Raw genomic sequence first — 23,760 nt, 5'->3', positions numbered from 1 at the left:
CCCCTATATTATGTTATGTATCCATACATTTTATTGTTTTAGTGTTTTCTTGTACTTAATTATCACACCAATTGACAATTTTATCAATACAATTTATTTAAAAACATCATAAACGAAGTTTGTATCCATACAATAGGGCCCTTTATTTAAAAACACCTATAACTACCTTTCTCTACAATATAAGGATGAAAGCCCTGCAGAGTATTCATACTCTGCAGGGCTTTCATCTATTACAGTATTGATACAACTTTCAGCATATTCTATTTTATACATTTAAATCCATTTGGTTATATTTTTATCCAGTAGCTTTTTAAATTAAGCACACATTCTAAAATTACATTTCAATTACTCAGCCTGCGACATCTCAGAAACATATTCCCCTTTACTCCTCTGCTTATCGTGTTTAATTATTTTATAAACACCCACAGTCATTAGCGGAAGCGCATATACGGCTATCATACCATACGCCATCAAAGTGTACCCCTTGCCTATGAGGTCTATTATACCTACCTTTGAAAGCACCATCGCAATCAACAACACACCCATTGTAAGAACGGCTTTTTGAGAATTGCTCATGGATTTTCTTCCAACCTCGCAAAGACCTGCATCTATTCTCTCCACAAGAGCATGGAGTATCCCTGTTGAAGTTTCTATAAGTGTCCATCCCATTACCATACCAAACACTCCAATAACCCATGGTCCCGCACTATTTTGAAGCATTGCAAGCCAAGGAACCCCTGCTTCAAGTACGTCTTTTGAAGGATAGTGACCCATAATTGAAAAATATGTCATAAACCAAGGTATTGTCATAAGCACTCCTGAAATTATTCCCGATATTACAGTTTCCCTTCTCTTAGTCTGTCTTTCAAGAGTAAATAGTGTCGCAGGATAAACCGCAAGGTTGTATCCAACATAGACTATTCCAGTCCAAATAACAGTTCCTACACCTACGTTTCCTTGAATATAGCTCGTATCAGTATTTGCAAACACATTTTGTATGTTTCCCTTTGTGCTCGATATCACTATCACACTGAAAATTATATATCCTACGTAAAGCGCTATTGTCCCATATGTTTCAAATCTTTCAATAAGCCAGCTTCCATAAAAGTTTAGTATACCAACCAAAATTGCAACTCCTCCCACTCCTATCCAGTATGGAAGGCCCAGCGTCTGTTTTACAATTTCTCCAGTAGCCGAAGACATTACAGCTATTATAAGCACGCAAAGAAGTATATATATGACATCATAAAGAACACTGAACTTGCCTGCAAATTGCCTGACAAGAGATTTATAGTCATAAGTCCTGTATATCCTTGCGACTTCAAATGTCAATATGCTCATGAGTGTGAATCCAATGAATATACCTATTCCTCCGAGCCATCCCAAAGCTCCAAATTTGCCTCCAAAGGCTACGATTTCACGGCCTGTTGCATAACCTCCTCCTATTAGGACAGACTGTAGTACAATCCCCGGAATCAAATATCTTCCAAAAGCTCCATCAAAAAAACTATTTTTTGTTCCACCTGAATTAGACATAGTTTTCACCCTCCTCTATATTTTGAATATTCAAATTTTGCAAATTTTCAGACCCCGCTGCCACATTTACATCTTCAATATCACCAGCCCTTAGTAGTTTCAAACACCTCTTCTCCTATATCCCCATTCAAATATTCATTCATCGACTCTTCTATTATTTCAATCGCTTTGTCCACCTGACCCCTTGTTATCACTATCGGGGGCTGTACCCTAAGCGCCGACTGCCCTACAAATATAAGCACAAGACCCTTTTGAATGCATCTGTAGCATATCTTCGCAGCTGCCTTATAATTTTTGTCCATGGATTCCCTGTCTGTCACCAAGTCCACTGCTATGGACATTCCTATGCCTCTTACATCTCCTATTATTTCGTATTTTTCTTTAAGCTTTAAAAACTTGTCCTTGATGTATTCTCCCATTTCAATAGACCTGTTATTCAAGTCTTCCCTTTCAAAAATTTCAAGCATTTTTAAGGCCGCTGCGCAAACAGTGGAATTGCCCGACATAGAAAACAAGTGTCCAGGAGAGTCCAGGCTATCCATTATATCAGTTTTTCCTATCACCACGCCAAGAGGAAGGCCTGCCCCTACCGATTTTCCCATCACTATAAGATCCGGCTCCACTCCAAAATGCTCTATTCCAAACCACTTGCCAGTTCTTCCCATTCCCTGCTGTATCTCATCAGATATGAACAGTATTCCGTTTTTTTTGCACAGTTCATGCAAAGATTTCACATATTCTTCAGGTGGAACTATAAGCCCTGCGTCACCTGCTATTGGCTCCATGAAAACAGCGGCAACTTCTTCTGTAGGCAGATAGTGATCAAATGCGTATTCTATTTCTTTTAGGCATTCCATTTCGCAATTGTCTTTATCTTTTCCATACTTGCATCTCAGGCAGTTTGGATAGCTGAAATGATATGTTTCGGGAAGCAGCGGACCCATTTTCCTCCTCATGTTTGTGCTTATTGCCGATATAGACAAGGCTCCAAATGTGCTCCCGTGGTATGACTCGTAGAATGATATTATTTTACTCCTGCCCGTATACGCCCTTGCCAGTTTGATAGCTCCATCTATCGAAGCAGATCCAGTGGTGCTAAAAAGCACCTTTTTGTCATCGTCTCCCGGCGCCATTTTTACAAGCCTTTTCGCAAGTTCAACAGGCTCGTTTGCATAAAAGTAAGCCAGTGTATACTGCGCCAAATTTACCATCTGTTCTTTCACCACTTGTGCTATCTCTTCGTTTCCATGTCCTATGTTCGCAGATGAAGCGCTGGACAGAAAATCTATATACTCATTGCCTTCAACGTCATAAAGCAGTGCTCCGATGCCCTTTTTAAACGCTACAGGATAGTACGGTATCTTCTGAGCCCTTGACACATATTTTTTTTCATTTGCAGCAATGACATCGTTTTGATTTAAAGTCTTCTCATTCATTTTTATACCTCCATAACTTTAGAATGGTTTTAATTTTTCAGCTTGCACAGTTACATGCGTTTGTACTTGTTTTCATTAAACTCTATATTTTGTTTTCAATATCACCCAGTATTCTAGCCAACTCATATGGCTCTTTTGGAATTCTGAGTCTTACGTAATTTTTTCCAAGATTTACAAAATCCGATCCTGCCTCTGCTAATACTCCATTTTTAATAAGCAGCTTTTTAAAATCAACACTTGAGTCCGGATACTCTAAAGTCATTATTGGCACACCCATGTCTGTTTGCATTACACTGATTTTTGATAGTGAGTCCATTATCACAGACTTGCTCTTCTTTATATTGGATATGGAGTCTTTCAAAAATGATTCATCACTCAAAGCAGTGACAGCGGCATAGTGACCAAATGAGTTGATATCAAAGGGCATACTCACTTTTTTATAAAATTGTGAAAATTGCCTAGAACATATTGCATAACCAATTCTAAGGCCTGCAAGGCCAAAACCCTTTGAAAATGTCCTTACTACTATAAGGTTTTCGTTGTCCTCCACCAGTTTAATTGCCGAATTCTCCTTTTTCATAAAATCACCATATGCCTCGTCGACTATCACCCAAATATCATTTTTTTTAGCCGCTTTGACAATCTCGTTGATTTTAGATATCTCTATCACTTGTCCTGTCGGATTATTCGGATTGTCAATATACAAGACCTTATATTTTGTAGATATTTTGCTTTTAAACTCCTCCAGATCAAATTTCAATTTGGATTCTTTCCTAAGAGGGACATATTCATATTTTCCATTATGAATGGCAACACAGTTCATATAATCTGTAAACTGAGGACAGTACCCTAATACAGTTGCACCCTTATCAATAATCAATCCACTGATCTTATCAAGTATTGAAATAGATCCGTGTCCGATTATCACATTATGATCATTTATGCTTGCATGTTTTTTCCAATAGCTGCATATCCTTTTTTTAAGAACGCTGTAAGGGTACTGAGGGTATGAATTAATAAAGCTTTCACTTAATTCTTCTTCCCAGCGTATTCTTTTTGAAAATCCAAATGGATTTATGCCGTGAGAACAATCAATAATGTCATCCATTGTGTCCACTTCCAAATCTTCCTTAATGTAACTCTTCTTCTCAATGTCTTTGATATGCTCCTTCAAATTTAATCCCAAATCATCAATCCTCCTCCCAATGATAAGCTTTAGCTTTCAAAATATTAATTAGCAATTTCTATGCCAAAAATAAAAGCAACTGCTGAATCAGTTGCAAATATCATATTAAAGAATATTTTTAAAATTCAGAACAAAATAAAAAATCCGTTTGGAGTGTAAATGCATTTACACTCCAAACGGATTTTTTGAAGTCTTTAATCTCTTAATTCGTTTATATATCAAGTATAGAGGCGTTGTGTAAACACTTTACATGTAAAGCATTTACAGTTAATCTATGTTATATTTTTTTAGCATTTTATATAGAGTGGGTCTTGAAATTCCAATTGTCTCTGCAACCCTCTTTTTGTTACCATTCATCTCAGACATAATCTCCACGAGGATCTCCCTGTTTATTTTTATGCTGTCTTTTTTTATGATTTCATCATATCGGGACCCTTTTATTCCAGCCTTGAAAAGTATCTTTTCAGTCAGTTCGTCCCCTTTGCATATAAAAACCGCCCTTGAGATTAAATTTTCAAGCTCCCTTACATTTCCAGGCCAATTGTATTCCAAAAGAGCCTTCTTGGCGCTGTCCGTAATAATCATAAGGCCCTTGCCTGACTTGTCGGCTATTTTTCTCATGAAATATTCGGCCAAAAATATCACGTCTTCTCCCCTCTCTCTAAGGGAAGGAGTCTCAAGACAAAGCACCTTGAGCCTGTAGTAGAGATCTCTTCTGAAAGTACCCTCTTCTACAAGCTTTTCCAGACTCCTGTTGGTGGCCGCAATTATCCTTACGTCTATCTTTACCTGGTTATTTCCTCCTATCCTGGCTATGCACATTGTTTCAAGCACTCTTAAAAGCTTTGCCTGAAGATGGATTTGCATCTCACCTATCTCGTCCAGAAAAAGTGTCCCTCCGCTTGCAAGCTCAAATTTCCCCTGCTTTCCACCTTTTTTAGCTCCCGTGAATGCCCCTTCCTCGTATCCAAAGAGTTCGCTATCTATAAGCTCATTTGGAAAGTTTGCACAGTTCAAGGCAATAAAAGGCCCTTCCTTTCTATCGCTGTAATTGTGTATAGCTTGAGCTACAAGCTCCTTTCCGGTTCCGCTCTCACCAAGCACAAGCACCGTCTCATTACTTTTTGCAAACAGCTTGGCATGGTCTATAAGCTCAACTATTTTTTTGCTTTTCCCTATTATGTTGTCAAATGTAAAAAAAGCCCGGTATCCCGCAATGTCGTTTGCAAGCTTTCTAGAACGTTCAATACTTCTGAATATATCTATTGCACCAATAACATCCCCTTCGTCTGAATATACCGGATATCCTGAATTTATGAAGTGAAATTTCTTGTCATTGTATTTCACAAAATAATCAACATCTATTATGCTCTTTTTGTTTTTCAGCACTTCAAGAAGCATGGGCTTTCCGCTTGTCAACTCCACAAGATTGTGCCCAAAAAGCTCCTCCCTGTTCGTTTCAAGTATTTCAAAGCACGCCTTGTTTGCATACCTTACATATCCATTCTTGTCGCAGTACGAAATTGCATCGTTTACGTTGTCAAGAGCCCTTAATACCATGTCTCCATAACTAGAATGCTTCTTTGATATATTGGCGCACCCTTCTATCATGTTTGAAATGTTTTCTAAAAGCACATCTATACTGCCATGTTCATTTTTTCCCGTAATCATGTATACGACATACCTGTCGTGGTCAAGGCTTAAATTTTTGCTCTCTACATGGATATCTGCATTTTCATATATGCCATCTGAAATAACCCTGCCTTCATATCCATGAGCAAAAGAATTGATTTCAAAATCATATGCAAAAATCACGCAGCCGTCTTCATTTGAAATCACAACAAGCCCCTTTTCCAGGCTCTCTTTTGCGCATGCATTTTCTACTGCAAAATGAAAGCAGTCCCTTAAAAGCTCAATACTCCCGTTTTCATATGAGCTGTGTTCGTTCGAAAAAAATCGAGAATAAAAATCAAATCTATTCATAAAAATGCCTCTCCCCCAAACTTTTATCTCATTATATACCTATTCTAAACCATTTTTAAAATTTATTCCTCTGTTCGTCCAAAAATCTTTCCGCACTTTTTTGCCTCGGCTTCTAATTTATTCCGCTTATAGTTGCCGATGTCGCCTTATATTTCATTGACATGAATTTTTATTGGATTTAGAATAGTATAATCAATAGATTGCATTAGCCTGCTAACCTTTATGCCGTCTCATGGTAAAACCTATAAAATCAATGTACACGCACATTTCGAAAGGAGATGAATTTTTAGTATGATGGAATCTGCTCCAATACCGTCAGTAAAAGCAATCGATTTATTTCCAGACAGCATAGTCACCGAATGGACAATCGCAGGAAAAGAAATTTCATTCGAAAAAGGAGCGCTAATATCAACCCACCGCATATCAACTGAAATCGCGCTGATTATAAAAAGTGGAATCGCAAATGCATACCAGCTCCATGTGGACGGCAAGGAATGCATACTTGGACTAGTCTCTCCCGGCGAGTTCACCGACGTATTCAACATATTTGACAGCAAGGAAAGCGATGTATTATGTCGAGCCCTGACAGACGTAACAGTCACAGCCGTTCCCAAGAAAAGAATAAAAGAAGCCGTAAAACAAAATACAAACCTTGCCACCGAGCTTCTTGGCTATTTCTCAAAGCAATACAAAGATGTAATCAACATACTCAGCCACGTTGCGTACGGAAAAGTTGAAGAAAGGCTTATATTTCTTATGGAAAAGCTGGCTGACCCCTATTCTGCAGATTCGAACTGGCAGCCTATACCATCAGTTATAACCCACAAGGATATTGCAGGCATGATTGCCTCTACTCGCGAAACAGTCACTGCACTTATAGGCAAGCTTATCAATTCTGGAATTTTGCGCCAACATGAAAACAGGCTCTGGATTCGAGTGAAATAATATGGATCAGCTTTACAATTTATTTTGGCCGATGTAATCCTCCTTACATACATCCCTTTAAAATTTTGTTACCATGAATACACAGACTAAACACATATTGTTTTGAAGGAGGATTTGAAATGAATAACATCGACTTTAACACACTGTCTCAAACTGCAAATGCAATGAGTGAAAACAGGGAGCTTGCAATGAAAAAATGGAGCGCCAAAATAAACTGGATTGATGGTGTCCAAAACCAAATTTCAATAAGGGACTTTTCACCATTTTTAGTTGACGAACCCACTCCCCTTGGCGGAACAGACAAGGCTCCAAATCCTGTAGAGTACTTGATCGGGTCTGCAGGCAGCTGTTTTGCAATAACATTCCAAGTAATGGCAAGCCAAAACAATATAAAGCTAAACGATGTTCAAGTTGAAATTGAAGCGGATTTAAATGCCGCGGTATTTCTTGGGCTTGAGGACGGCAACGGCGGAATATTAAAACCAGTTATAAAACTTACAGCCAGAACTTCCGCCAAAGAAGCTCAAATAAAGGAGATCGCGTCCATTGCACTCTCCAAGTCCCCTGTCCTTTTAAGCCTTAATCCAGAAATAGAACTGGTTATTCAGTAGCATCATCTGAATGATCAAGCACTTACAATTACCTTTTCAATATAAAAAAAGCTGCTGACACGCAGCTTTTTTTATATTAGATCAATTTCCCGTTTAATCTTTACTTTATCTGGATTTAAGTGTAATATTATCTCACAAGCAGGTGTATATACACCTGTAAATACATCTGTTAAGGAGCGATACCTACATGAATATCAGTATTTTTAATAAAATACTTCAGCTGAAAAAGGAGAAAAACGCCATTATTCTCGCACACTACTACCAAAGACCTGAAATACAAGAAATTGCCGATTTTGTTGGAGATTCATACTATCTTAGCAAGGTCGCAAGGGACTGTAGCGAGGATATAGTTGTATTTTGCGGAGTGAAATTCATGGCTGAAAGCGCCAAGATAATGTCTCCTCAAAAGACTATTCTGTTGCCGGCTATTGATGCTGGCTGCCCCATGGCCGACATGGCTGAAGCTGAAGAAGTCCAAAAGATGAAAGAAGACCATCCAAACGCCGCTGTCGTAGCTTATATAAACTCTTCAACCGAGGTCAAGGCGCTTTGCGACGTGTGCGTAACCTCTTCAAGCGCCGAAAAGATAATAAGCAAAATAGAAAACGACGAGATATTATTCCTTCCCGACAAAAACCTCGGGGGATATATAGCAGAGAAATTCCCCGACAAAAAATTCATACTCTGGGACGGCTTTTGCATAACCCATGCAAAGGTGAACAAAGACAGCATAATAGAGCTTAAAAATATTTTGGAGGATGTACAGGTGCTAGTTCATCCCGAGTGCGAAAAGGAAATAAGAGACATTGCGGATTATATAGGCAGCACTAGCGGGATAATAGAACGTGCCACAGTATCTGAAAACAAGAGCTATGTTGTAGTTACGGAAAAAGGAATTCTCCACGAGCTTAAAAAGAAAAACCCTCATAAAAACTTCTACACTCCTGGAGCTACAATGACATGCATGAACATGAAAAAGACCACGCTTGAAGACGTCTATGCAAGCCTTTTAAACATGAAACATGCAATTGAAATTGACGAGAAGATGAGGCTAAAAGCACTAAACGCACTGGTTAATATGCACAACATGGCCAAATAGTCTGAATTTTTTCAACTTTACCATTGACATATAGATGGTGATTGATATATCATTATATAAATTAAATATTTCTTATCAAGAGCGACCGAGGGACTGGCCCTGTGACGTCCAGCAACCTGATTCAAATCAAGGTGCTAAATCCAGCAGACGTATAGTCTGAAAGATAAGGTGTGGTGCTGTATTCAAATCCTGATCTTGTATTGGGATTTTTTTACAGCCAAAGTATTAGGCTTCCCATCTTATATAGACGAGGGGCTTTTTTAATCCATTTTTTTAAAAATAGGGGGGACTATTATGAAAAAAGAATTAGGATTCGAAACCATTCAACTGCACGGAGGATATACTCCGGAAAAAGAGAACAAGTCAAGGGCTCTGCCCATATACCAGACTTCTTCATTCGTATTTGAAGATGCCCAGGATGCTGCCGACCTTTTCGCACTCAAAAAGTTTGGCAATATATACACCAGGATCACCAATCCGACAACAGGGGCATTCGAAACGAGGCTTGCCGAACTCGAGGGGGGAGTCGGAGCTGTGGCAACAGCTTCGGGAATGGCCGCAATAACATATTCAGTACTTAACATCGCAAAAACAGGAGACAACATAGTTGCCGCATCGACTCTTTACGGAGGGACATATACGCTTTTTGCAAACACCCTAAAGGACTTTGGGATAGATGTGACTTTTGCAGATTCTGACAACATCGATAGCTTTGAAAATGCAATAGACCAAAATACAAAGGCCGTATATATAGAGACCATAGGAAACCCAGGAATAAACGTCGCTGACATTCAAAAAATTGCCGACATAGCACATAAATGTGAGGTTCCGCTGATTGTAGACAATACATTTGCCACAGCGTACCTTTGCAGACCTTTCGACCACGGGGCCGACATAGTTGTCTATTCTGCGACAAAATATATAGGCGGAGCCGGAACGTCTATAGGCGGCCTTGTAATCGACTCTGGAAAGTTCAACTGGGACAACGGAAAGTTCCCAAAGCTTGTCGAACCCGACAAGAGCTATCACGGTATTTCATACACTGGAAGCTTCAATGAAGCTGCATATATAGCACGTCTTAGGGTTGTCCTTTTGAGGGATCTCGGAGCATGCCTGTCGCCGTTCAATGCGTTTCTTCTGGCACTAGGCACTGAAACCCTGTCATTGAGGATGGAAAGGCACATTGAAAACGCAAAAAAAATTGCAAAGTACCTTCAGGATCACCCTAAAGTCGAGTGGGTAAACTACCCTGGCCTCGAAAGCAGCCCTTACAAGTCACTTGCCCAGAAGTACCTTCCAAAAGGGGCAGGCGCCATACTCTCATTCGGTGTAAAAGGGGGATATGAAGCAGGGAAAAAATTCATAGAGTCTTTAAGCATATTTTCCCACCTTGCAAACATAGGCGATGCAAAGTCTCTCGTAATACATCCGGCATCGACCACTCACCAGCAGCTTGACGAGCAGCAGCAAAAGGCAAGCGGAGTGAGTCCTGAAATGATAAGGGTGTCCGTAGGGATAGAGACCGTATCAGACCTTATAGATGACATAGAGCAGTCGCTTTCTCGAATATAGGCAATTTTGGCGCCAGATGTGTGAATGATACAAAAAGGCCCGGCTTTAAGCCGGGCCTTATAATGTCAGTAAATCTGATAACTACTGCTCTTCTATCCAAATGTTGCAAAAAAACGGCTGAATCGTGTCAGGATATCCCTGAAGCGACTTGTTCGCCAGATGAAGTCTGCTGTAGTTTATTGTCTTGATGTATGGGAGTGTGTCCCAAAACTCATTGTACCATTCCTTTACAATTTCATAACGCTTCTGATAGTCTGTCTCCCCAAGCATTCTTGCAAATATCTCATCCATTTGCTTTGAATGCTCATCATCCCAGTTGGAAATTCATCCATTGCTTCCAACCCACGCGCCAAACACCTGAGGGTCCGGATTCGTTTCAAGAAAATACGTAAGGTGAAGATTCCAAGCATCCACCTTTGACCTTTGTTCTACAACAGTAGGCCTGTCGTAAAGCTGAAGCTCTACATTGAATCCTATGTCTTCAAGCTGATCCTTAAGGGCTATTGCACCCTGGCTTTCGACATTGTCATCCTTGCCGTTAAGTATCACTATAGGAGTTCCGTCATAGCCCGACTTTTTGAGCATTTCTTTTGCATTTTCAATATCATGCACATTATATACGCCCTCTCCGGCGTTTCCATCATACCATATGTTTCCCTTGCTAAACAGCGAACCACCTGTACGCCAGAATTTCTGGTTCCCTATTTGAGAAAGTCCCAGCTCATCCATGTCCATACCATATGCCAGAGCCTTTCTTGCATATATGTTGGATTCCCGCAGTTTATGGCGATCATTCCCATAAGATCAGGCTCTACTATAGCATTATAACTGCAATTGATATGTTTTTCTTCATCAGATGCTCCTCCTAGCTATTACTTATAATTCCTTATTCTAGTCAAAATCCAAATGGTATTTCCCATACTTTTTAACGGCTCTTGCCATGGCTCTTATGTTTTCCATCTTGCAGTAGTTGGGCAGCCCATTCGACATACCTGTCCAGGACCCGTTCAACCAGTTTGGGATTCTTGTAAAGCGCACGTGAAAGCCCTTCTATCCACATGGAATAGAGTACCCCGTCAACACCCCATCTGCATTCAGTATACATCGCATAATCCGCATTACCGTACTTCTCCACAAACCTCTTCGCCGGATCATAGAAGCTCTCATCATGCGGATCCGGAAAAACCATAAGGTCAATATCCTTGTCCTCCTTTATGAGTCCATCCACTATGAATTCCCTTCCTCCAACCTTTTCAGTCCTGCAAAATATCGGCGCGGAGTAGCCTGTAAACTTTATCGCATCAAGTCCCATCTCCTTTGCAAACTCTATCTCCGAAAAGTCATTTCTGCCCATTAACAGGTCCTTGACATCCTCGTCAAAATCGTCAGCAAAAGGTATCCTGTCGGGCTGCTTAAGCGCCAGTGCTGCCATAATTCTTTCTCTTGAAGTCATAAACAAGACCCCCAGTGTATTAATTTTCCCCTTTTAATATGTGCACATAATAAAGCGGTAGTCAGTGGTTATTTTATCATCGCATAATACACATGTCCAATTGAAATAATCTATTAATTGGAATAATCTATCAAAAGGAACAGGATATTAAAAACTTTTATGTGATTTTGTTCCAAATCAATCATTTATTGCATGCCGAACATCTGCGAGCATGTCCATAAACGAAGTCTTTATTTGCAAAGCTCTATGAATTTATTTATACTTCCATTTATAAATTTTCCTAGATTGAAATAATCTGTAATTTTAAAGGTATAAATATCAATAACACTATTTTATTTTTTAAGGAGATGATTAACTTTGAAAAGTTTAAAAAGCAGATTTGAGCTTTCCATACTTAACATAATCATTAAAATGTATTCCATAAAAAGAGCCGAACATTTTGCCCCCGAAAAGATTAAATCAATACAAAGACTGCGCCTGCAGAAATTATTAAAACATACTCTCTCAAATTCTGAGTTCTACAGGAGCTACTATAAAAGCCGCGGTATAACCATAAATGACATTTACGATGTGCATCTAAAAGACCTGCCTATAATAAACAAAAAAATCATGATGGAACATTTTGACCAGTTCGTATGCGATAAGGCTCTCAAAAGGTTTGAACTGGAAAACTTCATAGCCGATGCTTACACACAGGGACAAAAATATAAGGGCCTGTATGAAGTCATACACACATCGGGTTCGAGCGGCACTGTCGGCATATTCGTATACGGCCCAAATGACTGGGCTACTCTAAAGGCCCTAACCATAACAAGGGTTGCCAAACCAAAAATAAGCTTATTCCATAAGACAAAACTAGCCTATATAGGCCTTATCCACGGGCACTATGCCGGAATAAGCCTCACTCAGGATGCACCAAAATTATTTTTTGATTTTCTGCCCATAGACGTAAATGAAAAACTTGAACAAGTCCTATTAAAATTAAATGACTTCCAGCCTGAAAGTTTAAGTGGCTATTCGTCCCTTATACACATGTTAGCCGAGGAGCAGCTAAATGGCAATTTAAGTATAAATCCCAAAAGGGTGATGTGCTCTGCAAACGCCCTAACCCCTGGCATGCACTCTGTCATAAAAAGTGCCTTTGGCATAGACCCCATAAATTTTTATGCAGCATCCGAATCAATAGGCATGGCTTCACCATGTGATTCTCACGGAACAATACATCTGTTCAACGACTGGCACTGCTTTGAATTTGTGGACAATGACTATAACGTTGTAATCCCTGGCAGCCCTGGCAACCTAATTTTAACAAACCTGTACAATTACACCCAGCCTCTAATACGCTATCAAATGAACGACGAGATCATGCTGAAAACCAATCGCTGTGAATGCAGCTGGCCATTTCCTGAAATAGAAGAGATTGCGGGAAGAGAAGAGGAATTCCTGTGGTTTGAAAGGGCAGATGGCAGTAGAGACAATATACACCCTTCATTGATGGTTGAGTTCATGGTTCCGGGTCTTGAAAGATTCCAGATTATTCAGACCGGAAAAAACAAGCTTCTCATGAAGGCTATAATAAGAGATGACATTGAAAATGTGATTCCGAATATACAAAATATGATGAGGGCTATCCTCAATACAAAGGATTTTTCTGAAACAGTGCGCTTTGACATTGAAATAGTGGATGAAATAAAAAATGACCCAGTGACAGGAAAGTTCAAATTGATAATTCCATACAAGGTATAATATATACTTATGATTGGCCTTCAATATTTGAATTGCAAATTGAGAACCTATATATTGTTTGCATTAAAATCGGCACCTAAATACATGAACAACAAGAGGGCTTGCGCCAATATAGTGTACATTGGCGCAAGCCCTCTTGTTTTATTGGGGCATTTTAAATTTTACAAACAAACTCTAAATATTGCCTTGAAAAGCGCTTTCTATTTTCTCCAGAGCTTCCATTATGTAATCCCTCGGACATCCTATGTTAAGCCTTGCAAATCCTTCTCCCTGTTCCCCATAGTCCTTGCCATCATTAAGGCCCACCCCAGCTTTTCGAACGAGAAAATCCTTAAGATCTTTAGATGTCTTGAATTTTCCTCTGAAGTCAAGCCACATGAGGTACGTGCCCTCCTGCTTTTTAACCTTTATGAAAGGTATCCTGTTTTCTATAAAGTCAACCACATAGTCCGCATTTCCCTCCACATATGAAAGCATTTCTTCAACCCAGCCTTCGCCTTCCCTGTATGCGCTCATCGCCATAGATCCGTTAAATGCATTCACTGCCGGTATATGGAGTTTTTCAATTTGCTTTTTGAATATATCTCTCATATTTTCATCTGGTATTACTATTATCGAGAAGAACAGCCCAGCCATGTTAAAAGTCTTGCTTGGCGCAAATGCCACTATGAGGTTTTCAAATCCTTTTGCCGCTGAAAGCATGGAACTGAATCTGCTGCCTTTAAATATTATATCCGCGTGTATTTCATCCGAAAAAATCTTTACTCCGTATTTTATGCAAAGCTCACTTATCCTGGCAAGGTCTTCCTTTTTCCATACCCTCCCCACCGGATTGTGAGGGTTACACAGTATGAAAAGCTTAACACTTTCTCTTTTCAGCTTTTCTTCAAAGTCCTCAAAGTCCATCTCATAATATCCGTCATTAAATTTAAGCTTGTTTTCCACAACCGCCCTGTTGTTTTGCTTTGCAGTCTTGAAAAACGGCGGATACACTGGTGTTTGGACTATAATTTCATCCCCCTCGTTTGTAAATGCGTTTATGGCCATAGCTATTGCATTTACAACTCCCGGAGTATTAACTATGTGGTCCTTGTCAACAGTTATGCCATATCTCTTTGCAGCCCAGTCCGCAAACGGCTTGAACTCCTCGCTTTCAATGAATGTGTATCCATATACCGGATGCAATACTCTTTCCGCAAGAGTCCTTCTTACGTTTGCCGGAACTGCAAAATCCATGTCAGCCACCCAAAGCGGAAGCACTTCGCCGCCGAACACCTTTTCAGCAGCATCCCATTTGTAGCAATTCGTACCTTTTCTTTCTATCTTTTCATCAAATCCATAATCTACAAATTCCATATCTCTCCTCTTTTCTAATATTTTAAGTTTTTGAAATTCACCTCAAACTAATCAAATCCATATACAAGCTCCGTTCAGTGCCTTCAATACAATGATTATTTTACTACTCATGCTAATTTTTTCAATAAAAATAAAATTTTTCTATCGCATCCAGTATGCCAATTGATTTTTATACAGCCTTTCGTCAGAAGCTACGGAATTCTTATATAGTTTTAACAGCCACCATTTATACTACGTTAATTCCACATATATGCAAACTTTAGGACACATTTGCCTTCGGATGATTTTATTCTTGCACTAAAAAACCATGCTTGTTTTCAGCATGGCATTTATGCAAAAATCATTTGATTTTTGATAGCAATATATTCTTCTTTTCAGTGAATTCCTCTTCACTTTATAATTCCATCAGTCATAAGCTCATGCAACTTTCTTATGCCCTCTGCAAAATCAATAAAGTGAGTTTCACATTTTTCCATTTCAACAACAGTCCCGTTGGCTATCAATCCAATTCTGTTACTTGTAAACTCCGTGTAATCGATATCAATTCCTATAACAGCATTTCCGCCTTTTTCAGCTGCATGCATCCTTAATTTTTTAAATGCAATTTCCTTAGCGTTCTTCAACTTATTTTCAAAAGCAGTTGACCTTTCACCAAGAAAATCCTCTATTCCAGTGGATATCTCCGAAAACACTCCCGTACCTATCACTATCTCAACACTCTCAATGCATATGTATTTTCTTACTCCAAAACCGTCTATGTTATTGGTTGAAGTCATAAGAATGCTGTTTACACTACTCCCCTCTCTCTAAGTGTATTTGATTTAAAATCTAATGCCGTATATGCTTCAAACAACTTTACTATTCATTATACTATAACTCCACTTATATATCCCGCAGCTTATTATAAAACCACCCAAAGCTTAATTCCCGAAATTTTCAAACCCAAGAGTCATCTAACCTTCCAATTCACTCAAAAGCCTTTCAACAATCTCCTTTGCCACATCTACATCCTCCGCATGGTACACTCTGCTTCCCCTTCCGTAGTCGTCCATTCCAAAACTCTCCCAACCTATAACCACTATGGGCTTTTTATTTTTTACTGCAAGCCCTATTTCTGATAAGGTTCCTCCTCCGGGGAACGCCACTATAATGCTTGATGACTTTATGTTTATTGAATTTCGGGCATCAGACATACCAGTATATATCGGTATATGGACGTATTCATTTGGATACCTCTTTGAATATCTCAAGTCATCAGGTCCATCCGATGGAAGAATTCCAATTACAAGCCCTCCTTCTTCAAAAGCCCCCTTTGAAGCCGCCTTCATTATGCCGTCGCCCCCACCCGTTAAAAGTATGCAGCCTGATTTTGCAATGAATTTTCCCATTTTGTAAGCCTTGTTTTCATATGCACTTTCAAGACCAGATCCTATAACCCCTATTATGGGCTGTTTTTTGTAAAATTGCTTCACATCTCTTCCCTCCTTTTTTCTTCAATACCTTGTTTGTATACGGTTTCTTAAGAACATGATAGTGTAATTTTAAATTTTTCTCAATGTTGAATATAGTTCGAATTAGTTTACTCTTTTATAGCGTTTTTTAATTTCTTTTTTATTTTTGTTTTCAATTTTAAATTTTATATCATTTAAGATAATATATATTAAGATAATTAATTGCTTTCTAGTTTTACTTTTTTGTATATCCCCATTTGAAACTGTAATCTTCTTCGCTGTTGTATTCAATCTGAAATATCTTCAAAAATAAAAAACACATTGATTATCCCAATATCAGGGTATATCAATGTGTTTTTAAATCTGTGATTTTGTATCCTGAATCAATCTGAAAACGCTAAAGCAAAAGTTTTATTCCATTTCAGCAGTCAAACCGAATAAAGCGAATTCTTGGCGTTTCTACTGAGTCTTAATTTCTATAAGTTCTAGGCTTCCTTCTCCACCCTCAATCACTTCCTCTAAAATCATTCCTACTCCCTTCGCATAGTATTTGCTTTCTACAACGCCTGGCTCCAAAGGAGTCCACTCTTTAGTCCTTAACACATCGTCATATTTTCCATATTCGACTTCCAAGCTTTCGTCAAGGCTTATAACTTCCGCCATGTCTTCTGCTTCTCCCTTGTAGTATTCCTGGCGATATGCATCTCCTTCCTTTGGATCCGCCTTCATTGCTATTCCAGGCTGAGCTCCATCAACTCCGGCCTCCCATGAGCCTTTAGTGCTTATTACTTTTCCTTCGTCAATCTCTTTTGAATCCTCACCAAAATACCATACGTTCCCATTTATATCTTGAGCAAACCAATCGTATGTGTCTTCTTCAAGTTCATCGTCCACCCATACCCTGTCCCTTACAACTGTACATGTTATTCCCATTACTTCTCTTTTTTCATTAGTCACATAAACCTCAACGTGCTCAAGCTGACCATCCGCTTCTCCCTCATAAACAAATGTGGTTCCAGGGATTAGCGGAAAGTACGGATTGTCAATTGTTTTGACAAAATTTTCAGGCTCTACTGCAGAATATGAAGGGTCATTAATTATAATGGTCTCCGTTTCTTCATCCCACTCGATTTCCAACCCAAAAGTCTCCAGTACGAATCTGAGCGGCACGTACGTCCTGCTGTTTGTTATTTGCGATTGGACATCCAGCTCGATTTCTTCATCATCCACTATGGCTTTATTCGTATCCAGTATAATAATTATTCTCATGTCATCTTTTTCTATTTTCGCCTGTCTGCTTTCTTCATCCCATTCTACCTTTGCTCCAAAGCCTTCTGTTAGAGCTCTTACAGGAATCAACGTTCTCCCATCTTTAATCACTGGAGGCGTATCGAATTTAAACTCCACTGCATTTGAAAGTATGCTTCCTACAGGCAATACCTTGGCACTCGCATCCTCTTCTTTTATTTTATCTTCGGAGTTCCTGGCTTTTTCCATTTCAAGTTCAGTATATCTGGATCTAGTCAGTTCTCTTCTTTGCAAAATCAGCAGGCGCCTTTCTTGCTTTAAATTTTCAAGCTGATTTTCGACTTTTTCCATCTCCTGTTCTAATTTTTCCATCAATTTCACGTCTTCGCTTTTTTCGGCTTCTTCATAGTCCTCTTCGAGTTTATCTTTTAATTCTTCCAGCCTGTCTTTTTTATCTTTAATTTCCTTTTCATTTACAATTAATCTGTTTTTCAACTTCATCCATTCCTCATCTTTACCGTCGTCATCATCCGAATCACTGTCGTCATCATCCGAATCACTGTCGTCATCATCCGAATCACTGTCGTCATCATCCGAATCACCGTCGTCATCATCCGAATCACCGTCGCTATCGTCGATACTGTCGTCATCTTTTACAATTTCAATCCCATCCGAATCTCCTGATTCGCTATTTGGATCAAAAGCAAACGAAAATGTTGTACCCAGTAAAATCAGCATGAGAATCAATGTGAACAGAAAAAACCTTCTAAACATAACAATGCCCTCCTTTTCAATATATTATAAGTATTTTACCCGTCTGAGTTATCTTCAAAAGTAATTACAGATTTTAATATAATTAGATTCAAGTAAGCCCTTATTATATAAAATCACAGTGCTGCAAACAATCTATTGAATTATCTAAGCTCTTGTAGCCTAGAATATCCGATTTTTATAACTACTACGCAATAAATTTGTAATAGTTATACGATAATTATGCTTAATATTTCGATGGTATTCATATGAAGTTTCTGGTATCAAAATAGAGACCATAGCTTTTTCAATGGTTTGAATGATATTTTACACACTATGCGAATGTTTTCTCTCTGTTCCAAATGTCATTGCCTCGTGCCTTGCTTCGTTGTTAAAAAAGTCACTTACATTTTTAAACTTTTTTTGTGCTATAATTAAATATACAAAGAGTAGTTTGGATGGCGTAAATCTAGTTGTCCAAACTATATTTTTTGCCAAAATATATATGAAAATAGTATTTTGAAACTCATACGTAAGGAGGAATGATTATGTTCAAGATAAATGATTATGTCATGTACGGTTCTATGGGCGTATGCCAGATTATAGATATTAGTAAAGAAAAATATTTGAATTTAAGCAGTGACGAAACTGAATTCTATGTTTTACAGACCGTTTACAATAATAAAATGACCATCAAAACTCCTGTGAATAATCCAAAAGTTTCGATGAGAGAAATCATAACAAAAGATGATGTTTTATCATTGATATCTACTATATCGGAAACAGAAACAATGTGGGTAAATGATGATAGAAAAAGAAATACAGATTTTAGGGCCGCCCTTAGAAGAGGTACTAGCGAAGACTATATAAAAATCATCAAGACTCTATACCTAGAAAAAAAAGAAAAGTCTGCCGCTGGTAAAAAACTAAGAAAGATGGATGAAGAGATTATGAAAGCTGCAGAAAAACAATTATATGAAGAGTTTGCAATAGCTTTAAACCTTTCACCCAGCGAAGTTGTTCCATTCATCCTGAATAATATTTCATAAAATAATCATGATCTTTAGTTCTGTTCACTATATATCATTCTATTGATTTGGGTTGCTACGCAAAATTTCAGAGAATTGAAAAAGCTATGTTCTCAGAAAAAGAACGTAGCTTTTTTAATAGTTTTGATACACTCCATCAGGGATTCAAGTCCTGGACACCCTGATTAAGAGCCAAGTGCTCCAGCCTGCCAAGCTAATATTTACCAGAATTTAAGCTTTAAAACCATGAGCTTTATGTTTTCAAGTATTTCTTCAAGAAACGACTTTGCCTCTTCGTTTTGCTCTATGATTTTCGAAAGCTTGTCGCTTATCCCTTTGAGCTGCTTGGATATTTCCTTTATGTCTATGTCCAGCTTGCTTATTCTTTGCATTACGTCTATTATCTGATTTATCTGGTCTTCCGATAGTTTGACTCCATTGTGCTGTGCGATTTTTTCTATTATGGTCCTTATGTCGTCTGTGTCCTTGATCTTGTTTTCAAGCACTTCCTGCTTTATGTCGTTCATGAGCTTTACGGCCTGGTCTTTCCCAATCTCCTGTGCAAGCTCTCCCGTTGTTATCATTTCCCTGTTTGCGGCATCCTTTGCTTCCACGTCAAGCTTCTTCCCCGTGGCCTTTTCAAACCCCTTCATCACCCCGGTAAGCGCTGCTGTTCCAGAAACCTTGAACGGTGCGCCCGCAACAACCTTGGCGTCCTTCACTCCCGCTGTAGCAAGAGAGTTCGCTATCATCTCCTCGCTCACCCATGTAAGGTTTGAAACCGAAACATCCAGCCCGCTTCCCTCTCCAAGAGGCTCCACATAAGAGCAGGATATTGCCTTTTGGCCTATTGCGGATTCAGATGCTATCCCCGAAAGATACTCCCTCTCTTCATCGTTTGTGACAGTCACTATCATGGCTTCGTCCTGTGAAACTCCGAAGAAATCGAGCATTTGCTCCCTCTGGCTTTGCGAAAGGTCGACCCCTATGCTCACCGTCTTGAAGCTGTCGGCGTATGCGGAAAAGCTTGTTGCAATTAAAATAAGAGCCAATGCAATCAGACTCTTTTTCATGTCGTATTCATCTCCTTTGATATTCTCAGAAATTCCAAAATTCAGGCATTGGCTGAATTCTGATGCTTCCTGACAAAATTTGAAATCCCAATTTATTCTGGTGACAATACAATTATAATCGCATTTTCAAATAAATCAACATAAACATTGAATCTCTCTTGATTTCCAGAAAAAAACAAATTTTCCGGTCTTCAGATTTTTCAGAATGTTTTGCATATATAAAAATTATTATACTATTTACTTTTGATTCCAAAGCGATACAATATATATAATTTCTTTTTTCAGGGGGTCTCAACAGTTGAAGTGAATCTATAAAAACATGTAAAAATCTATTGATTTTTCACATGCATCTCATCATAATTATAATTGAGGTGATGTGAATGAAATACTATTCAATAGGTAAATTTGCTGCATTGATAGGAAAAACACCGCAAACACTAAGAGATTGGCATAAGAAAGGCTCTTTTATGCCGCATCATGTTACAGAAGGTGGCACAAGGTATTATTCTCAAGAACAACTGAATCATTTTCTTGGTATTAAAGGCATAGAAGCTAGGCAAAAAAAAATAATTGGATATTGTAGAGTTAACTCGCCCAAACAAAAGAATGATTTAGCGCGACAGGTTGAAAATGTTAAATCGTACATGATTGCTAAAGGCTATCAATTTACAGTCATTTCAGATGTCGGAAGCGGAATAAACTACAATAGAAAAGGGCTGAACCAAATTATAGATATGATAACCAACTCTGAGGTCGAAAAATTAGTAATCCTATACAAAGACAGGCTGCTGAGATTCGGGTTTGAACTCATAGAAAGCCTATGTGCAAAGTACGGGACTGTTATTGAAATTATCGATAACACGGAAAAGACCGAAGAGCAGGAGCTAGTTGAAGATTTGGTTCAGATAATCACAGTTTTTAGCTGTAAACTTCAAGGCAAAAGGGCTCATAAGGCGAAGAAAATGATTAAGGAGTTGCTTGAAAATGATAATGGGTGTGAAGGTTAGGCTCCGTCCAACCGAGGGGCAAGAGCAATCATTATGGCAGTCCGCTGGAACAGCTAGGTTTATCTATAACTGGACGCTTGCAAGGCAGGAAGAAAACTACGCAAACGGCGGCAAGTTCATATCCAACAACGACTTGAGGAAAGAAATAACCCAGCTGAAGCGAAACGAGTTGTCGTGGCTTAAAGAAGTGTCAAACAATGTAGCCAAGCAGGCCGTCAAAGACGCTTGCGATACCTATAAGAAGTTCTTCAAGGGGCTCTGTGATAAGCCAAAATTTAAGAGTAGAAAGAAATCGAAACCGTCTTTCTACAATGACAACGAAAAGCTCAAAGTCAAGGAATCAGCGGTATTAATCGAGAAGGTCGGTTGGGTCAAAGTCAAGAAAAATGCAATTCCAATGAGCCTTAAATACTCGAATCCGAGAGTAAGCTTCCACGGCAAGTACTGGTTCATATCCGTTGGAATAGAGAAGGAACAGCCCAAGCTTGAGCTTACCGGCGAGAGCATAGGCATAGATGTAGGCATAAAAGACCTCGCCATATGCTCAAATGGAATGAAATTCAAAAACATCAACAAGACACAATCAGTCAAAAAACTTGAAAAAAGGCTACGCAGGTTACAGCGTAGGGTATCTTGCAAATACCTAAAAAATAAGAATGGAGGCACGTTCGCCAAAACTTGTAATATCATAAAAATCGAAAGAGAGATTAGATTGCTCCACAGGCGATTAGCCAACATCAGAAGCAATCACAATCACCAAGCAACGAATGCTATAGTGAAAACCAAGCCAAGCAGAGTTGTCATGGAAACGCTAAATATCAAGGGAATGATGAAAAACAAGCACTTGTCAAAGGCAATAATGCAGCAATGTCTGCACGAGTTCAAAAGGCAAATTAAGTACAAATGTGCCTTTAGTGGCATTGAGTTTGTCGAAGCCGACAGGTGGTATCCATCGTCAAAGACTTGTAGCGGGTGTGGTCACATAAAAGCAAAGCTTTCACTGTCCGAAAGGACATATGTCTGCGAAGAATGTGGCTCTGTAATAGACAGAGACCTCAATGCGAGCATCAACCTGAGCAGATATGAATCAGTAGTGTAATCACCAAACGATACTACTGATATGTACCACTCGTTGTATGGGAATTTAAGCCCTTGGACTGTTATATCAAACCAGAGTAGCATGCTTCACCGCAAAACGGGACAGGATGAACAGGGAATTAAACAAAAATCTTGGATTTTTGAATTTTCTTTAGATTTTTATAGATTTTCGGCAACGTATTATTATGAAAAGCAAAATCAGGATCGCAGCCTCAATGCTTGTATGGGGAAGCATTGGAGTTTTTGTACGGGGGATAGAGCTCCCTTCGATAGGAATAGCACTTCTTAGGGCAGTCAGTGCAAGTGCGTTTTTAGGCATAGTCGGAATATGGCTTATGGGAGACGAATCAGTACATACAATAAAAAAGAACATTAAGCTTCTCATTTTTTCGGGAATTGCAATGGGGTTCAACTGGTTCTTCCTTTTCCAGGCTTACAAATACACAACAATATCAAACGCCACTCTCAGCTATTATTTTGCACCTGTATTCATCACTCTGCTTTCTCCTATATTTTTAAGGGAAAAGCTCACTTTCAGTAAGCTCTTTTACGTGCTTTGTGCTATGGCCGGTCTTTACATGATACTTTCATCCCAGCCTTCATCGTTGCCAAACATGAACTTCAACCATCCTCTCGGCATAGGGTACGGACTTTCAGGGGCTCTAATGTACGCCGCAATAGTTCTTATGAATAAGAACATGAAGGGTTCAACTGGATTTGAAACCACGCTTGTACAGCTTTCAATAGCATCACTTGTCATTCTTCCAGTGGCACTTGCAAGTACTGGAATTACTCCATTTTTGAGCATGAGCTCAAAATCATGGATTCTCATGATGACTCTTGGGATCGTACACACAGGCATAGCATATATTAACTTTTTTTCTTCCATAAGGGATATAGACGGACCTTCAATAGCAATACTCAGCTATATAGACCCTATATCTGCAGTAGTAATAGCATCGCTCTTCCTTGGCGAGAGCATGAGTCCGCTTCAAATGATCGGTGGCGCTTTCATACTGGCGTCCACCTTTTTCAGCCAATTCGACTCAATAGGCTCTGTTATTTCAACAGTATTCAAGAAAAAAGCTGTCAATCAAAACCCATAATTTCAAATCAATATACAATCAGTAAACATACCCAAACCAAAATGCGGCATATGCCGCATTTTTTATTTATTCGAAA

General features: G+C 38.9%; 21 protein-coding genes and 1 riboswitch. Of the genes, 9 read left to right on the top strand and 12 right to left on the bottom strand.

Annotated elements, in window-relative coordinates:
- Positions 1-345: 345 nt before the first annotated feature.
- The 4 genes from BUQ87_RS00225 to BUQ87_RS00210 all read right to left on the bottom strand — a co-directional run bounded on the left by BUQ87_RS00225 (position 346) and on the right by BUQ87_RS00210 (position 6,141).
- Positions 346-1,536 (bottom strand): YkvI family membrane protein, encoded by a 1,191-nt coding sequence (locus BUQ87_RS00225; RefSeq protein ID WP_038261295.1) that lies wholly within the window; start codon positions 1,534-1,536, stop codon positions 346-348.
- Between the two features lie 80 nt (positions 1,537-1,616).
- On the bottom strand, positions 1,617-2,972 hold the full coding sequence (locus BUQ87_RS00220) for an aminotransferase class III-fold pyridoxal phosphate-dependent enzyme (protein WP_038261298.1): 1,356 nt from the start codon (positions 2,970-2,972) through the stop codon (positions 1,617-1,619).
- A gap of 82 nt (positions 2,973-3,054) precedes the next feature.
- The gene (locus tag BUQ87_RS00215) at positions 3,055-4,158 is read right to left on the bottom strand and encodes a pyridoxal phosphate-dependent aminotransferase (protein ID WP_052635876.1); all 1,104 of its coding nucleotides are present in this window, start codon (positions 4,156-4,158) and stop codon (positions 3,055-3,057) included.
- Positions 4,159-4,425: 267 nt separating this feature from the next.
- The gene (locus BUQ87_RS00210) at positions 4,426-6,141 is read right to left on the bottom strand and encodes a sigma-54 interaction domain-containing protein (RefSeq protein WP_052635877.1); all 1,716 of its coding nucleotides are present in this window, start codon (positions 6,139-6,141) and stop codon (positions 4,426-4,428) included.
- 291 nt (positions 6,142-6,432) lie between these two features.
- On the opposite strand from BUQ87_RS00210, the gene BUQ87_RS00205 reads away from it, so the two are divergent.
- The 4 genes from BUQ87_RS00205 to BUQ87_RS00190 all read left to right on the top strand — a co-directional run bounded on the left by BUQ87_RS00205 (position 6,433) and on the right by BUQ87_RS00190 (position 10,368).
- Complete coding sequence (locus tag BUQ87_RS00205) at positions 6,433-7,086, top strand: Crp/Fnr family transcriptional regulator (RefSeq protein ID WP_052635878.1); 654 nt, start codon at positions 6,433-6,435, stop codon at positions 7,084-7,086.
- Positions 7,087-7,205: 119 nt separating this feature from the next.
- Positions 7,206-7,697, top strand: coding sequence for an OsmC family protein (locus tag BUQ87_RS00200; RefSeq protein ID WP_038261301.1), 492 nt, complete (start codon positions 7,206-7,208; stop codon positions 7,695-7,697).
- A 187-nt stretch (positions 7,698-7,884) separates the two neighbouring features.
- Complete coding sequence (gene nadA, locus BUQ87_RS00195; protein ID WP_038261304.1) at positions 7,885-8,796, top strand: quinolinate synthase NadA; 912 nt, start codon at positions 7,885-7,887, stop codon at positions 8,794-8,796.
- Positions 8,797-8,865: 69 nt separating this feature from the next.
- Positions 8,866-8,966: riboswitch (SAM riboswitch) on the top strand.
- Between the two features lie 124 nt (positions 8,967-9,090).
- Positions 9,091-10,368 carry an O-acetylhomoserine aminocarboxypropyltransferase/cysteine synthase family protein gene (locus BUQ87_RS00190; protein ID WP_038261306.1) on the top strand — a complete coding sequence of 426 codons (1,278 nt, stop codon included), beginning with the start codon at positions 9,091-9,093 and terminating at the stop codon, positions 10,366-10,368.
- A gap of 81 nt (positions 10,369-10,449) precedes the next feature.
- Here BUQ87_RS00190 and BUQ87_RS00185 read toward each other — a convergent pair whose 3' ends face one another.
- From BUQ87_RS00185 to BUQ87_RS00175, 3 genes are all read right to left on the bottom strand, one after another.
- The gene (locus BUQ87_RS00185; RefSeq protein WP_052635879.1) at positions 10,450-10,659 is read right to left on the bottom strand and encodes a hypothetical protein; all 210 of its coding nucleotides are present in this window, start codon (positions 10,657-10,659) and stop codon (positions 10,450-10,452) included.
- A 33-nt stretch (positions 10,660-10,692) separates the two neighbouring features.
- Complete coding sequence (locus tag BUQ87_RS00180; RefSeq protein ID WP_278309027.1) at positions 10,693-11,133, bottom strand: ABC transporter substrate-binding protein; 441 nt, start codon at positions 11,131-11,133, stop codon at positions 10,693-10,695.
- A gap of 160 nt (positions 11,134-11,293) precedes the next feature.
- On the bottom strand, positions 11,294-11,821 hold the full coding sequence (locus tag BUQ87_RS00175) for a hypothetical protein (protein ID WP_038261309.1): 528 nt from the start codon (positions 11,819-11,821) through the stop codon (positions 11,294-11,296).
- Between the two features lie 357 nt (positions 11,822-12,178).
- Between BUQ87_RS00175 and BUQ87_RS00170 the strand changes: the two genes are divergently transcribed.
- The gene (locus BUQ87_RS00170; protein WP_038261312.1) at positions 12,179-13,567 is read left to right on the top strand and encodes a phenylacetate--CoA ligase family protein; all 1,389 of its coding nucleotides are present in this window, start codon (positions 12,179-12,181) and stop codon (positions 13,565-13,567) included.
- Between the two features lie 174 nt (positions 13,568-13,741).
- Here BUQ87_RS00170 and BUQ87_RS00165 read toward each other — a convergent pair whose 3' ends face one another.
- The 4 genes from BUQ87_RS00165 to BUQ87_RS00150 form a co-directional block, all read right to left on the bottom strand.
- Entirely contained in the window at positions 13,742-14,923 is a 1,182-nt protein-coding gene (locus tag BUQ87_RS00165; protein WP_038261314.1) for a MalY/PatB family protein, read from the bottom strand.
- A gap of 389 nt (positions 14,924-15,312) precedes the next feature.
- Complete coding sequence (locus BUQ87_RS00160) at positions 15,313-15,699, bottom strand: YbjQ family protein (RefSeq protein ID WP_052635881.1); 387 nt, start codon at positions 15,697-15,699, stop codon at positions 15,313-15,315.
- A 177-nt stretch (positions 15,700-15,876) separates the two neighbouring features.
- The gene (locus BUQ87_RS00155; RefSeq protein WP_038261316.1) at positions 15,877-16,395 is read right to left on the bottom strand and encodes an SLOG cluster 4 domain-containing protein; all 519 of its coding nucleotides are present in this window, start codon (positions 16,393-16,395) and stop codon (positions 15,877-15,879) included.
- A gap of 438 nt (positions 16,396-16,833) precedes the next feature.
- On the bottom strand, positions 16,834-18,396 hold the full coding sequence (locus BUQ87_RS00150) for a stalk domain-containing protein (protein WP_074209996.1): 1,563 nt from the start codon (positions 18,394-18,396) through the stop codon (positions 16,834-16,836).
- 524 nt (positions 18,397-18,920) lie between these two features.
- Here BUQ87_RS00150 and BUQ87_RS00145 point away from each other — a divergent pair.
- Entirely contained in the window at positions 18,921-19,421 is a 501-nt protein-coding gene (locus BUQ87_RS00145) for a CarD family transcriptional regulator (protein ID WP_038261319.1), read from the top strand.
- Between the two features lie 200 nt (positions 19,422-19,621).
- Here BUQ87_RS00145 and BUQ87_RS00140 read toward each other — a convergent pair whose 3' ends face one another.
- A complete protein-coding gene (locus BUQ87_RS00140; RefSeq protein ID WP_038261322.1) occupies positions 19,622-20,473 on the bottom strand; it encodes a DUF1002 domain-containing protein in 852 nt (283 codons plus the stop codon).
- A gap of 380 nt (positions 20,474-20,853) precedes the next feature.
- Between BUQ87_RS00140 and BUQ87_RS00135 the strand changes: the two genes are divergently transcribed.
- The 3 genes from BUQ87_RS00135 (at position 20,854) to BUQ87_RS00125 (ending at position 23,684) form a co-directional block, all read left to right on the top strand.
- Positions 20,854-21,480, top strand: a complete 627-nt coding sequence (locus tag BUQ87_RS00135; protein WP_038261326.1) for an IS607 family transposase — start codon at positions 20,854-20,856, stop codon at positions 21,478-21,480.
- On the top strand, positions 21,458-22,579 hold the full coding sequence (locus BUQ87_RS00130; RefSeq protein ID WP_038261329.1) for an RNA-guided endonuclease InsQ/TnpB family protein: 1,122 nt from the start codon (positions 21,458-21,460) through the stop codon (positions 22,577-22,579). Before BUQ87_RS00135 ends, BUQ87_RS00130 begins: the two co-directional genes overlap by 23 nt.
- 184 nt (positions 22,580-22,763) lie before the next feature.
- Complete coding sequence (locus BUQ87_RS00125) at positions 22,764-23,684, top strand: DMT family transporter (protein WP_038261331.1); 921 nt, start codon at positions 22,764-22,766, stop codon at positions 23,682-23,684.
- Positions 23,685-23,760 lie beyond the last annotated feature (76 nt).

It is taken from the genome of Peptoclostridium litorale DSM 5388 (assembly GCF_900141635.1).
GTDB lineage: Bacteria > Bacillota > Clostridia > Peptostreptococcales > Peptostreptococcaceae > Peptoclostridium > Peptoclostridium litorale.
This window is presented reverse-complemented; position numbering and strand designations above follow the sequence as displayed.